Annotated in this window: 7 protein-coding genes; 2 read left to right on the forward strand and 5 right to left on the reverse strand. The window is 70.5% G+C overall.

What is annotated here, in order from left to right; all coding sequences use genetic code 11:
• Position 1: 1 nt before the first annotated feature.
• Both ccoS and TBR22_RS18140 read right to left on the reverse strand, forming a co-directional pair.
• On the reverse strand, positions 2-166 hold the full coding sequence (gene ccoS, locus TBR22_RS18135) for a cbb3-type cytochrome oxidase assembly protein CcoS (RefSeq protein WP_239489258.1): 165 nt from the start codon (positions 164-166) through the stop codon (positions 2-4).
• A complete protein-coding gene (locus TBR22_RS18140) occupies positions 163-2541 on the reverse strand; it encodes a heavy metal translocating P-type ATPase metal-binding domain-containing protein (protein ID WP_239489259.1) in 2379 nt (792 codons plus the stop codon). The genes ccoS and TBR22_RS18140 overlap by 4 nt, the downstream gene beginning before the upstream one ends.
• Before the next feature lie 326 nt (positions 2542-2867).
• On the opposite strand from TBR22_RS18140, the gene trxA reads away from it, so the two are divergent.
• Positions 2868-3338, forward strand: coding sequence for a thioredoxin (trxA, locus tag TBR22_RS18145; protein ID WP_239489260.1), 471 nt, complete (start codon positions 2868-2870; stop codon positions 3336-3338).
• Between the two features lie 129 nt (positions 3339-3467).
• Here trxA and TBR22_RS18150 read toward each other — a convergent pair whose 3' ends face one another.
• The 3 genes from TBR22_RS18150 to TBR22_RS18160 all read right to left on the reverse strand — a co-directional run bounded on the left by TBR22_RS18150 (position 3468) and on the right by TBR22_RS18160 (position 12705).
• The gene (locus TBR22_RS18150) at positions 3468-3968 is read right to left on the reverse strand and encodes a nuclear transport factor 2 family protein (protein ID WP_239489261.1); all 501 of its coding nucleotides are present in this window, start codon (positions 3966-3968) and stop codon (positions 3468-3470) included.
• A gap of 91 nt (positions 3969-4059) precedes the next feature.
• Entirely contained in the window at positions 4060-8208 is a 4149-nt protein-coding gene (locus tag TBR22_RS18155) for a hypothetical protein (RefSeq protein ID WP_239489262.1), read from the reverse strand.
• Positions 8209-8577: 369 nt separating this feature from the next.
• Complete coding sequence (locus TBR22_RS18160) at positions 8578-12705, reverse strand: SBBP repeat-containing protein (protein ID WP_239489263.1); 4128 nt, start codon at positions 12703-12705, stop codon at positions 8578-8580.
• Between the two features lie 422 nt (positions 12706-13127).
• On the opposite strand from TBR22_RS18160, the gene TBR22_RS18165 reads away from it, so the two are divergent.
• On the forward strand, positions 13128-14516 hold the full coding sequence (locus tag TBR22_RS18165; RefSeq protein ID WP_239489264.1) for an APC family permease: 1389 nt from the start codon (positions 13128-13130) through the stop codon (positions 14514-14516).
• Positions 14517-14637: the final 121 nt, after the last annotated feature.

The raw sequence follows: 14637 nt of genomic DNA on the forward strand, positions 1-14637 counted from the left end.
TTCACTTAGGTCGAGGGGCGGACCGGCCTGGCTCGTCGAGGATCACCCTGACAGCCGGCGTGGTGGTGTCGTCGAACTGCCCTGACCGCACGGCCCAGACGAAGGCGGCCAGGAAACCGCCGGCGACCACGGCGCCGGCAGCGATGAGGAAGAAGATGACGTTCATCGCGCTGCCCCTCCAGGGGCCCTGAACCGCATCAGTCCGACGCCCACGCCGACGACGGTCATGGAACTGACCGGCATCAGGATGGCCGTGGCGAGCGGCGTGAGACGGCCGGTGAGCGCGAGCCACAGGCCGAACGTGTTGTAGAGGACCGATACCCAGAAGCTGAGGAGGATCGCCACCCGGGCGCGCCGCGCGTACGCCAGCACCTCGGGCAGCAGCGTCAGGCGATCGCCGCGGATCACCGCGTCGCACGCCGGCACCAGGCACGCCGTGTCGTCGGAGACCGCGATGCCGACGTCGGCCGCCGCCAGCGCGCCGGCGTCGTTGAGCCCGTCGCCCACCATCAGCACGTGCCGGCCCGCGGCCTGCCGCTCGCGCACGGCCGCGAGCTTGTCTTCCGGTGCCTGCCGGAACCGCATCCGATCGCCGAAGACGGGGCGCCAGCGGGGCGCCTCGCCGTCGTGATCGCCCGACAGCAGCCACGCCTCGCGCGTCCGCGCCAGGCGTGCCGCCACCTCGGTCATGCCCGGACGTTCCGGGGTGTGGTGCGTGAGCCAGCCGACGCGGCCGTCGACGCACGCCCAGGTGCGGCCCGGCACCGCCGCGATCGGCGTCCCCGCGAGCCGCGCGACCAACGGCGCCGCGCCGACCGCCACCGGCACCCCGTCGACCACGCCCTCGATGCCCTCGCCGACCCGCTCGATGACGTCGTGCACCGTGCCCGCCACGGCGAGCCGGCCGGCGAGCGCCCGGCTGACCGGGTGCACCGACTCGGCCGCCAGACGACGCACCCGCGCCCAGTCCGCCTCGTCGAGGCCGTGCAGGTCGATTGCGGCGGCCGCCTCCGCGGTGGTCAGGGTGCCGGTCTTGTCGAACGCGACGGCATCGACGCGACTGAGGTCGAGCGCGACCGCGCCCTGTTTCAGGTACACGCCCGCCTCGCCGAGCCTGCCGAGCGCGGTGCCCAGCGTGATCGGCGCCGCCAGCGTCAGCGCACACGGGCAGGCGATGATGAGCACGGCGGTGGCCACCTGCGCGGCCATCCGTGCATCCGGCCACCACGCCCAGAAGCCCAGGGCGGCCAGGGCCACGGCGCCGACCGTGAACCAGTGCCCGAACCGGGCCGACACCTCGGTCAGCCAGTGCGACTCGCGCTGCGCGAAGACCGGGTTGTTCCAGAGTTCGGCCAGCCGGCTGTGCGAGACGCGACGCAGCACGCGCAGGTGCAGCGCCTCGCCGACGACGCGCCCCCCGGCCCCCACCGTCTCGCCGGCGTGGACCGCCACCGGCTCCTGCTCGCCAGTGACGAACGACAGGTCGATGCGCCCGCGCGCGTCGAGCAGGCAGGCGTCGGCCGGCACGACCTCCTGGGGTCGCAGCACGATCTCGTCGCCGGGCTCGAGCTCCTCGATCCGGCGCATCGTCATCGTGCCGCCGGCGGCGACCCGCACCGAGAGCGGCAGGAACGAGCGGACGGTGCGGTCGAAGGCGATGCGGTCGAACGCCATCTGCTGGAACAGGCGGCCGATCAGCAGGAAGAACACCAGCCCGGCGAAGGAGTCGAGGAAGCCCTCGCCGCTGCGGGTCAGGATGTCGTGGATGCTTCGCAGGAACAGCACCGCCAGGCCCATGGCCACCGGCACGTCGAGGGTGATGGCCCGCATCCGCAGGCTGTGCCAGGCCGAGCGGAAGAAGTCCGACGCGCTGTACAGCAGGACCGGGATGGCGAACAGCACGTTGAGCGAGTCGAACAACCGCTGGAAGGCCGGCTCGAGCGGCGCGCCGTTGGCGTAGCGCGGGATGCTGAACAGCATCATGTTGCCGACGGCGAAGCCGGCGATGCCGAGCTTGAGGTACAGGTCGCGCCGTGCCGCCGGCATCCGGCCCGCGGCACGCTCGCCGTCGATGACCGGCTCGTAGCCGAGGGAGGCGAGGCGCTCGGCGACGGCCCGCAGCGTCGTCCGGTCGGGACGGAAGGCGATGCGCACGGTGCGGCGCATCAGGTCGGCCTCGCTCGTGCCGACGCCCTCGTCGAACCGCCACAGCTGCTCCAGCAACCACAGGCACGAGGCGCAGTGCAGGGAGGGCACCGACAGGGTGGCATGGGCCCACGTGCCGTCATTCGCGTCGATGAAGCGCTGGGCGACGGCCGGATCGTCGAGTGGCGCGAAGCGCGCGGCGTCTCGCGATGTCGCGGTGCGCTGCGACAGCCCGGCGCCCGTGTCGCAGGCGTAGAACTGCGTGAGGCCGTGCGTCTGCAGGATCGAGAAGACCGACTCGCAGCCGGTGCAGCAGAACGTCCCGGCAGGCGTGCTCACGCCCTGGTCGGCGCACGTGTCGCCGCAGTGGAGGCAGAGCACGGGCGCCTCGGACAAGGCTCCGGCGCAGTCGAGCGTGGAAGAAGACGCAGTCGTCACCGCAGGGGACCGGCGCGGATGGGCGCAGGTATGACCAGCGAAGGCAACATCCGGGCCAGAGGTGACCGGGGCGAATGCAGGCGGCCTCACGCAGCGGGCTGCCGCTGGAGCGTCGTGCGCCCGGCATTATTCCCCACCGGTTGCCGAAAATTCGGCGGTCCGGTGGCGCGCCCGCGTCGCCACCCTTCGATAGGCCACGACGCCGCGGTGCGCCGCCGCGCGCGCCGCGCTACAGTGCCCGGAGGGGCCGCGCCGCGACCAGGGCGTGGCCCGAGGAGACAACCATGTCCGGCCTGCATGTGGACGCCCGCGGCCTGATCACGACGTGCCCGTCGTGCGGCGCCGCCAACCGCCTCCCGTTCGCGCACCTCGGCCAGCCGACGCGCTGCGGCAAGTGCCACACCGACATCGGGGCGCCCACCGAGCCCGTCGAGGTCCCCTCGACCGCCCTGTTCGACGCGCTCGTCTTGTCGTCGCGCCTGCCCGTGCTGGTGGACTTCTGGGCCGAGTGGTGCGGGCCCTGTCGGATGGTGGCGCCGCAGGTCGCGCTCGTCGCGCAGCGCAACGGCGGCCGGCTGCTGGTCGCCAAGGTGGACACCGACGCCCTCGGGGACCTGTCGGCCCGGCTCGGTATCCGATCGATCCCCACGCTGGCCGTGTTCGACCGGGGCGACCTCGTCGCCCGCACGGCCGGCGCGATGCCGGCCGACCGGATCGAGGCGTTCGTGAGGGACGCGATCGCCGACGGCGACTGAGCCCGGCTTACGGTGTGCGGCTCATGCCTCATGGCTCGGAGAGCCTGCTGAGTCGAGGGGGCATGGTCTCCGAGCCCTGGCCCCTGAGCCTCGAGCCTTCGTGACGCTTCGGCGGTCGCCGTTCGGCGTCTACTTCGGCGGTCCGAGCGGGCTGGGGGCGCAGCCGTCGCGCTCCATCGTGTAGGTCCCGCCGGTGAGCTTCCACCCGTCGCCGACCTTCACCAGTTCGAAGCTGTCGATGCCGCAGTGCGAGAACGCGCCGTTCAGCCAGAAGTCGTAGGGCGCCCACAGCGTGGCGATGCCCTTGTGGACACGGACCTGCGGCGCCCACATGCGCTCGAGCATCTTCCGGCCGCACTTGCCGAAGCTGGTCGCGAACTCGTCCAGCGTGACACTGCTCGGCGGCCTGTCGGCGCCGACGGTCACGCGGTAGAAGCGTCCCTCTGGCACGGTCAACGCACGGATGGCCGCCTCGTCACAGGCCGCCATCGCATCGAACAACCTCTGCGTGGCCGCGATGACCTCGCGCTCCTCGGCTGAGGGCGCCTGTGCAGCGGCGGGCACGACGAGCGCGAACGAAGCGACGGCGGCGAGGGCGAACGTCGTGAGGCGGCGGCAGGGTGTGCGCATGGTGCGCGATTGTAGGAGAAACGGACGACGGGCGCGACGACCGTGTGGTCGCCGCGCCCGGACAGCGGCGCGGTGGGAACCGCGCCCTACCTCACTGAATCTTCGTCGCGAGGGCGTTGGTCCCGGCGGCCCAGCGCACCCCGCCGGCGTTGGAGTACATCGCGCGCTCGACGACGATCTGCACGGGCGCGCCGCCGATGCTCTCCACGACCATGCCGAACTTCTTGCCGCGGGTCTCCGGGAAGTCCGAGTACGGCGCGATGTTGAAGCGGGCGTTGCCGGCGATCGGGAACTCACGGGCCAGCGGCGCGCTGCCGTCGTCGAAGAGCACCGTCCCGCGAATCGTGCCGGCCACCGACGACGTGTTGGCGATGAGCACGTAGGTCTCGGTCTCCAACGGCCCGCCGACCTCGCCCTCGGCAATCGACCAGCGCGTGCCGGTCGTCGTCTCGCCCGGGCTGTTGTGGGCCTCCTGCCAGGTGGCCGAGGTCGGGCCGGGCCACCACATCGCACGCTCGACGATGATCGGCACCCCGTTGGTCGACGTGATCCGCGTCGACACTGCCGCGTCGGCCAGCGCCGCGTCGGCCAGGTCCACCCAGATGTTGAAGCGGCTCTTGGCCGCCACCGTGTAGGTCTTGGTGATCACCTGCCCGCTCGGCAGCAGGAACTCGGCCTGGACCGCCGCATCGGCCGCCTGCGGGTTGGCAATCAGGATGAACAGGTCGAAGTAGTCACCCGTCGCGCCCTCGGCCAGGAACCACTGCGTCGACGGGGCCGTCACGCCGGCGCTCTCGTGGCCGGCGCCGAGCGGACGCCCGGGCTGGTCGAGATACATCGCCCGCTCCGCGATGATCGGCACGCCGTTGGTCGACTCGACGATGGCCGACAGTTCCGCGTTGGCCAGCGCCGCGAGCGCCGGCTTGTTGCGGCCCTCGTCGTTGACCCAGATGTTGAAGCGGCTCTGCGGCTGCACCACGTACGTCTCCACCAGCGGTGCGCCGGCCGGCAGCAGGTAGGTCACCTTGACCTGGGCCGCCGTGTCGTTCGGGTTCTGGATCAGGTAGAAGAGGTTGAAGTTGCCCAGCGTCGCGCCCTCGGCGAAGTACCACCGCGTCGCCGTCCGCGTCAGGATGCCGCGTTCGGCGTGGCTGCCGTACTGCCCGTCACCCCACGTCATGGTGCGATCGGCCACCACCTGCACGTCGGCCTCGACGAGCGTCGAGAACTCGGCGTTCTCGAGCCCGGGCACCGTGTCGACGTCGATCGTCGTCCGGCTCATCGCCGGCACGATGCGGTAGTCACGGATCGTCGCGCCGTCGGCGCGCTGGAACCGCGTGAGCACCAGGGCCGGCTGCCCCGTCGGGTTGGCGATCGCGAGCCGCGTGTTGAAGAAGCTGCCCGTGGCGCCCTCGGCCAGGTAGGTGATGACGAAGCCGCGCGGGTGAGTGCCCTGCTGCAGTTCCTGCAGGTTGGTGCGCCCGTCGCCGTCAGGGTCGTCGTTGGGGCCCGAGCCGGGGCCGCCGAACGGATCGAGCCCGTACTTGGTCTCGAAGTCGTTGCTGAGGCCGTCGCCGTCGGCATCGCCGGTGGGCTCCAGCGTCGGCAGGCCGACCGTCGCCGTGGACGTGTTGTTGGCCGGGACCGGATCCAGCACGCCGGCCGTGACCGTCGCGGTGTTGGTGATCTGCTGACCGGGCGTCGTCGCGAGCATCTTGGCGACGATCTGGACGCTGGCCGTCGCGCCGGGCGCCAGCGACGCCCACGTGATGGTGCGCGCGTTACCCGTGCCGCCGCAGGCGCCGCCGAGGGTCGCCGTGCACGACACGTACTGCAGGCCCGCCGGCAGCGTGTCGGTGAGGACGACGCCGGAGGCAGCGTCGCCGCTCGTGTTGCTGACCAGCAGCGTGAACGTGACGTCCTGCCCGGGCAGGACCGTCGCGACGTTGACGGTCTTGGTCAGGGTGAGATCCACCTCGAAGCCGAGCTTCTGGATGACGGCGTCGCGGTCACCGCCGCCGTAGGTGGTCTGGAAGGGGTTGACGAGGCGGAAGCGGTCGGGGAACTGCGGCGTGTAGAACGAGCTGGCGTTGGTGGTGCCGCCAAGGTACGTCTCGCCCGCGCTGTTGACGGCCACCGTGTAGAGCGCCTGGCCGTTGGTGTTCGACCCGATGTAGCTCGAGAACACGAACGCCGTGCCCGCCGCGTTGAGGATCTGCACGTACGGCGGCATCTGCCACATCTGGAAGCCGGCGAGCGCGCCGATCTGCGGCAGATCGGCCGACCGCGTGCTGCCGACCAGGTGCACGCGTCCCTGCGCGTCGACGGCGAGGTCCTGCAGGTCGTCGAAGTTGTTGCCGCCCGTGAAGGTCGTGTAGACACGCGAGGCCGCCCCGGTCTTGGTGAGGTCGAGCTTCACGACGAAGCCGTCCCAGGGCTCCTGCCCGAAGCCCACCGGCGCGTTCACCGCGCGCGCCGCACCGGGCGTCACCGGGAAGTCCTGGTAGGACCGGGTCTCGCCGCCGACGTACACGAAGCCGTTGGCGTCGATGTCGAGCGCGTACACGTGGTCGGTGGACCCGCCGGAGATGTAGGTGGAGTACAGCAGTCCGGCCGTGCCGGCGATGTCGGTGTCGATCTGGCTGACGAACCCGTCGGTCGAGTTGCCGATGCGCGGCGCGAAGCCGTTCAGGGTCGGCAGGTCGCCCGTGCTGGTGTCGCTGCCGAAGGTGACCTTGCCGTCGCCGTTGGCGACGATGTCGCCCTTGTTGGTCATCTCGCCCTGGCTGCCGCCGAAGTACGTCGAGTACAGCAGGACGCCGGCCGGCGAGTACCGCTGCACGAACACGTCGTCGCCGCCGGAGCGCGTGGTGCGATAGGCGTTGGGCGTCGTCACGAAGCCGTCGGTGGTGCTGTTGGACGCGGTCTTGCCGAGGACGTACACGTTGCCCGCCGCATCGACGTCGACGCCTGTGGCCGCCTCGCGACGGAGGCCGCCGATGTAGGTCGAGTAGGACAGGGTCCCGTCGGCGTTCAGCCGCGTGTACACCGCGTCAGCGTTGACGTTCAGCGCATCGACGGAGTAGGTGCCATCGGCCGCATCGGGAGTGACCGGGTAGTCGGGCGACATCGTGTCACCGACGAAGTACACGCGGCCCTGCGCGTCGACGTCGAGCCCGCCCGGCGTGTACGGCCAGGTGCCCTCGTCGAGGCTGCCCCCGAAGAGCGTCGAGTAGACCAGCGCCGTGCCCGCCGGGTTGAATTTGCTGACGAAGTAGTCCACCGGGTACTGTCCGCCCGGCGCCGGCGTGCCGGCCCGCTGCGGCTGCACGGCCCCCGGCGTGACCGGGAAGCCGCCGTGGTCGGCACTGACGCCGAGCACGTAGATGTAGCCGGCCGCGTCCACCTTCATGCTGAGGATCGTCTCCTCGCTCGCGCCGCCGAACCAGGTCGAGTACACGAGGACCGGGTCGATGACGAGGCGCTGCGAGCGGTCGTAGGCGCCGACGCGGAACCCGACGCGGCGTGCGGCGGCATCCCAGGTGAAGGCGCTGGGCACCACGACGCGACGCCCGCCGATCTCCTGGTAGGCGAGGGGGGCACGCTGGCGCAGCTGCTGCGCCCCGACGTGCAGCACGAGGTCGCCCGTGGACGCCTCGATCTCGACGCGGTCGGCGCCCGACACGAGCATGCCGGCGTCGGCCGGGTCGGCGCCAGGGGCGATCACGAAGTCGTACTCGAGCTCCTGCTGGTTCCCGTAGTACACGACGTCGATGCCCGGACGCACCTGCGCGGCCCGGACGCGCCCGTAGACGTCGATGCCGGCCTGCCAGTCGGCCCGCGTGCCGACGTAGCGATGGAGCACGCCCGGCTGGCGATCCATGCCGTCGAGGCCGTGCGCCCGACCGTCGACGGTGAAGCTGACCTCCGCGCGGCGGTCAGCCGCAGTGAGGGCGAGGGTGGCGCCGGCAGGCGTGACCGACACGTGGTAGCCCTGACCGCGGGCAACGAAGCGAGGCGTGCCCGACACGGGCCGCGACTCGAAGGTCATGGGCAACGCGCCCAGCGTGGCGGCAGCACGTGCCCGAGACGAGGGCACCGCCGACGACGCCGCAGCCGACGTGCCCGCGGCGGCATGCACCGCGGTGGTCGCACGCCACGGGCTGGTGGCCCCGATGGTGAGGAGTGTCGCGGCGAGGGCCGCAGTGGATCTGATGACGGATGTATGACTGGCGTTCACGTTGGCGACCTCCGTTGCCGCGGATTGGCGCGGCGTCCGCGCGCTGCGCCGGGACCCGCCGTGCGAGCACGACCCCGGACCGCCACGCTTGCGGACCGGCCTCGTAGACGGGCGCTGATCGCCGAAAGTTCTTGGAAAAATCGACAGGAACGCGTGTTCGGTCGGCGCGCTTCGCACGTTCGACCGGGCGACACGCAGCGAGTGTCCGGAAACGGACACCCGATTTTTTTGTACGGTTGCGCTTACGTCATCGAATGGCCGAGGTGCAACGGATCACCGCGTCGAAGCGAACGGCCATGACGCAGCACGGGCGCGACGACCAGTGATCGTCGCGCCCGTCCCTGCTGGCGTCACGCCCGCCGACCTACCTCACTGGAGTCTCGTCGCCAGTGCGTTGGTCCCTGCGGCCCAGTGGACGCCATTGGCGTCGGAGTACATCGCCCGCTCGACGACGATCTGCGCCGGGGACGACTGTCCGGCCGCGGGGATGCTCTGGATGAGCATGCCGAACTTCTTGCCGACCGTTGCCGGGAAGTGCACGGAGGGCACGATGCTGTCGCGACTGGTCGGCGCGAACACGAAGTCCTCGCGCGTGATCGGCGCCGTGCCGTCGTCGAACATCACGGTCGCACGGACCCGTGCAGGGAACGCCGACGTGTTGGCGATGAGGACGTAGGTCTCCGTCTGGCGTTCGCCACCGACCTCACCCGCGGCGAACGCCCACCGGGTGCCCGTGCTGGTCTCGCCGAAGCTGTTGTGCGCCTCGTGCCACGTGGCCGACGTCGGTCCGGGCCACCACATCGAGCGCTCGACGACGATCGGCACGCCGTTGGTCGATCGCACGCGCGAGGACAACGCCACGTTGGCCAGGCCGGGCTCCTGGTCCACCCAGATGTTCGAGCGGCTGTTGCCTGCCACCTCGTAGGCACGCGTGATCACCTGGCCGGTCGTCAGCAGGTAGTCGACTTCGACCACCGCCTTGGTCGGGTTCGGGTTGGCCAGGAGGATGAACAGATCGAAGTACTCGCCGGTCGCCCCCTCGGCAAGGAACCAGGTCGTCGCCGGTGCATTGACGCCCGCGCTCTCGTGGCCGGCTCCGAAAGCCTGCCCTGGCTGGTCGAGGTACATCGCGCGCTCGGCGATGATCGGCACGCCGTTGGTCGACTCGACGATCGCCGAGACGTCGGTCGAGGCCAGCGCCGCCAACGCCGGGTCCACCACGCCCTCGTTGTCCACCCAGATGTTGAAGCGGCTCTGTCTGGCTACCGGATAGGTCTTCACCAGCGGTGCCGCCGGCGCCGGCAGCAGGTACGTCACCTTCACCACGGCGTCGGTGGTCGTGGGGTTCTGGATCAGATAGAACAGGTTGAACGGGCCGAACGTCGCGCCCTCGGCGAAGTACCACTTGGTCTGGTTGCGCGTGACGATGCCGCGCTCGGCATGGCTGCCGTAGCCGCCCGGCCCCCACACCATCGTGCGGTCGGCGACCAGGCCGGTGTCGGCCTCGACCAGCGTCGAGAACTCCGCGGTGCCGAGCCCCTGGATGTTCTTCAGGTTCAAGGTCGCGCGGGTCAACGGCGCGATCTGCTGGTAGGTCTTGACCTCGGTGCCGTCGCCCTTCTGGTAGCTGCTCAGCACCAGCGCGTTCGTGTCGGTCGGATTGGCCAGCGCCAGTTCCGTGTCGAACGTCGAGTTGTTGGCGCCCTCGGCGAGGTAGACCACGTCGGTGCCGCGCGGATGGGTCAGGTCCGCCTGCTCCTGCAGGTTGGTCTTGCCGTCGTGATCGGGGTCGCCGCTGGCGCCGTCGTCACCGCTGTCCTTGACGCTGTTGAGGCCAAACGCGTCCTCGAACTCGTTGACGAGGCCGTCGTTGTCGGCGTCGCCCTCGGGGTCGGTGCTGGTGGTCGGCGTGCCTCCGCCAGGTTCGTTGCCCGTGTTGTTGCCGGGGTTCGGATCCACGGTGTCGGTCTGGAAGGTCGCGGTGTTGGTCCACACCATGCCCTCCCTGACCTGCGGCGCGGCGACGGTCGCGATGACGATCGTCACCGTCTGCCCCGTCGGCAGCGACGGGATGAACACGGTGCGGTTGTTGCCGTTGCCGCCGCAGGTGCCGATGCTCGTGGAGCACGAGACGAACACGACCTCGCTGGGCAGGTTGTCGGTGACCGTGATGTTCCTGGCCGTGTCGCCGGTCGGGTTGCTCAGGGTGATCGTGTAGGTGACCGACTCGCCGGCGAGCACCTTGAACTGCGGGTACGGCTTGTCGGTGACCTTGGTCATCGACATGTCGGCTGCCGCGCCGAGGCGCTGCAGCGTGGCGTCGGCGTCGCCGCCGCCGTACGTGGACTGGATCGGGTTGGCGAGCGCGAGCATGGTCGTGCCGCCGGCGCTCGTCGCGCCCACGAACACGTCATCGGTGGCCGTGATGGCGAGCGCGACGGGACCGCCGCGCCCGGAATTGCCGCCGACCAGTGACGAGAGCAGCAGGGCGTTACCGGCCGCATTCAGTTGCACCACGGCCTGGTGTCCGCCGTTGCCGGAGCGCGTCGTCTGCAGCGTGTTGACGAGCGGGAAGTCCTGCGCCGGGTTCGGCGTGGCCGCGAACGACCCGCTGTCCACGCCCACCCAGGGCTGGTTGGCCGAGTCGAGCGCGATGTCGGTGGCGATGTCGGTGTAGTAGCCGTTGATCCGGGTGGCGAACACGACGCTGGATGCGCCGGACTGGCTGGTGTCGAACTTGGCCACCAGGACGTCCGTGCCACTGGGAGCGATCGATCCGGTCACCGTCGCCGCCCGGGGGAACGTCGCGGCCGAGGACGAGGTCGCGCCGGCGACGTACACCTTGTCGGTCGAGTCGAGGGCGATCGACGAGAAGTACTCGTCGCCCGTGCCGCCGAGGAACGTGCCGTAGGTGAGCTGGTTGACGCCGGCCTGGCCCAGATCGAGCCTCACGAGCACGGCGTCGGGCGCTCCCGACCCATCGTAGGTCTCGGCGCGGGACGCCGTGGTGGGAAACGCGGCGCTGCTGCTGTCGCCCACGACGTACACGACGTTGGAGGCGACGCGAGAGGCGCGGACGTTGGTGGCGCGCAGGGCGTCGCCACTCGTGCCGCCGAGGTACGTGCCGTAGGTCAGCGCGCCCGACGCGTTGAAGCGCAGGAGGAACATGTCGCCGGAGCCGTTGTAGGTCGCGTCGTACGGGTTGCCGGTGACCGTGAACCCTCCGGTGGCGCCGAGGGAGGTGTCCGAATCGGTCGAGCCGACCACGTAGACGTTGCCGGCCGCGTCCACGTCGATGCCGTGCGGCAGGTCGATGCGGCGGCCACCGAGGTAGGTGCCGTACGCCAGTTGGCCGGTGGACGTGAGCTTGATGTAGAAGCCGTCGAGGTTGCCCGTCGCACCCGGGTCGTCGTCGTTGTAGTCGCCGTCGGCCGGTGTCCCCGCCAGCGGCAGGTCCGTCGAGCGCGTCGTGCCGGTGACGTAGATGTTGCCGGCGCCGTCGAGGGCGAGCCCACCGTCGAAGGCGTACGGCGAGATCAGTTCGGCGCCGTTGCCGCCGAGCAGCGTCGAGAAGAGCACGGCCCCGGCGCTGGTGAACTTGACCACGAACGCGTCCGACTCCAGGTTGCGCGTCGGCTTGATCGCGTTGGTCGTCGGGAACTTGGTCGTGAACTCCTGGTCCACGGTGAAGCCGAGGGCCACGAGGTTCCCGCCGCCGTCGATGGCCATGTCGAGGATGCCCTCCTCGCCGGAGCCACCGAACCACGTCGAATAGCCGACCACCGGGTCGATCACCAGCGGGCGGGTGACGTCGTAGGCGTCCACCGCGAAGCGCACCCGGCGTCCGTCGAGCACGAAGCGGCTGCCGACCTCACGCCTGACGCCGTCGATGTCCTGGTAGGTGAAGGGGCGGTCCTGGGTCACCGTGCGATCGCCGACCGTCATCAGCAGGTCGCCGTTGGGGGCCAGGCGCACCTGGTCGGCGCCGGTCACCTCGACGGCGATCCGGGCCACGTCCGCGCCGGGAGACACCACGAAGTCGTACTGCAGCCGCTGCTGGTTGCCGTAGTACACGACGTCGATGCCGTCCCACACGCCCGGGTAGCGGATGCGGCGGAACGTCGGCAGGTCGCGCTGCCACTGCCGCGCGTCGTTGCCCCGGTAGACCGAGGTCACGCCGGGCAACGTCTCGAGCGGCTCGGGCGACGCCCCCGTGCGGGCCCCGACGAGCGTCATGCCGATCAGGGCACCCGCGCCGTCGCGATCGGCCAGAGCGATCTGCGCCCCGTGCCCGGCGAGGGCGACCCGATAGCCGTAGCCCGTCGCCAGGTAATCCACCGCCCCCTGCACGCGCCCGGCGTTGGGCTCGAAGTGCAGCGGCGCCTTGTTGATCGCCTCGATCGCCGTGGCGCGCGCCGCGCCGGTGAGTGGTCGAGCGACATCGGCGGGAGCATCCGGCGGGGAGCCCGGCCGGAGCCCCCGGGTCTGGACGGACACCGCCGCCAGCAGACACAGAAGGGAAAGCGAGGCAACGCGCCAGGCGCGGGGCCGTGAACGACGGGGAGTTCTGAGCAAACGAGCCTCCGGGAGTGCACACCCACGTGTACGAGGGTGAGTGGCTCCGGCGAGGCCAAACGTGACCCGCCTTCGCCCTGCGGGCTACGGCGTGGCTTGCCCCGTGATCGCCCAGCGGGCGACGGCGTGGCTTGCCCGGTGATCGCCCGACCGGTGACGGCGTGGCGTGCCCGGTGCTCGCGCTGCCGGCGACGGCGGGTTTCGCCAGGCGGCAGCCTGCGGGCTGCAGGCGACCTGCGGAGGTGAGGGGGCGGTGTTTCGGGCCCTCGACATTCCCGGCATCGCGGCATCGCGGCATTCCCGTCGGGCGCCCCCCGCCCGACGGGTATACTTCGCCCCACTCGATGAGCAGCGCGCCCCCGCCCCCGCATCCCGGCCAGCCCCACGGACTGGTGCGCCAGTTCGGCCTGCTCCAGGCCACGGCGCTGAACATGTCCAACATGATCGGGATCGGGCCGTTCATCACGATCCCCCTCCTGATGACCGCCCTCGGCGGCCCGCAGGCGCTGCTCGGCTGGCTGGTCGCGTTGGTGATCGTGATCGCCGACGGCCTGATCTGGAGCGAACTCGGGGCGGCCATGCCCGGCTCGGGCGGCACCTACCAGTACCTGCGGGAGGGATTCGGCCGCGAGAAGCTGGGGCGCCTGATGGCCTTCCTCTTCATCTGGCAGTTCATCCTGTCGGGGCCGCTCGAGATCGCCTCCGGCTACATCGGCTTCGCGCAGTACGCCCGCTACTTCTGGCCCGCGATGCCGCGCAGCTGGGTGGTCGCCCTGGCGATGACGGTGGGCGTGGTCAACATCGCGTTGCTCTATCGGCGCATCGAGTCGGTGGGACGACTCACGGTGACCCTCTGGGTGGGCACGTTGCTGACGACGCTGGCCGTCATCGTCAGCGGCGCGCTGTTCTTCCAGTCGTCGGTGGCCTTCGACTTCCCGCCGGGGGCGTTCGACTTCTCGCTCGGCTTCCTGCTCGGCCTCGGCGGCGCGGCGCGCGTCGGCATCTACGACTACCTGGGCTACTACAACATCTGCTACATCGGCGACGAGGTCCGCGAGCCGGGCTACGTGATCCCGCGCTCGATCATCTTCAGCGTCTTCGCCGTCGCGCTGATCTACATCGCCATCAACCTGTCGATCATCGGCGTCGTCTCCTGGCGCGAATTCGTGCCGGCCTCGAGCTACCCGAAGGCCGACTTCATCGTGTCGGTGTTCATGGAGCGCCTGTACGGCACGTCGGTGGCCAGCGTGTTCACCCTCCTCGTGCTGTGGACGGCGTTCGGGTCGGTGTTCGCGCTCCTGCTCGGCTACTCGCGCATCCCCTACGCGGCGGCGCTCGACGGCACCTTCTTCACGGTGTTCGGCCGCCTCCACCCGACGCAGCATTTCCCGCACGTCGCCCTGCTCACCGTCGGCCTGCTGGCGATGATCGGCAGCACGCTGTCGCTGGGCATCGTCATCGACGCGCTGGTGACGATGCGCATCCTGGTGCAGTTCATCGGGCAGATGGGCGCCCTGGTCCTGCTGCGCCGCCAGCAACCGGACCTCCCCCGGCCGTTCCGCGTGTGGCTCTACCCGGTCCCGCTGGTGGTGGCACTCTTCGGCTGGATCTTCCTGTTCGCGACGACCGACCCGTTCGTCATCCTGTTCGGTCTCGGGCTGCTTGCCGCCGGCGGCGTGGCCTTCCTGATCTGGTCGAAGCAGACGCGCCGCTGGCCGTTCGCCGTCAACTGACGGTCTTCATCATTCGGCCGTGGTCGTTCGGCCGTCGGCCGTCGGCGAACTTCCCGGCAGGCCCCGACCCGTGAGCTCGGAGCCGTGAGCCCTGAGCCTCCAGACATCTAGCGTCACGCGT

This window comes from Luteitalea sp. TBR-22, assembly GCF_016865485.1.
GTDB lineage: Bacteria > Acidobacteriota > Vicinamibacteria > Vicinamibacterales > Vicinamibacteraceae > Luteitalea.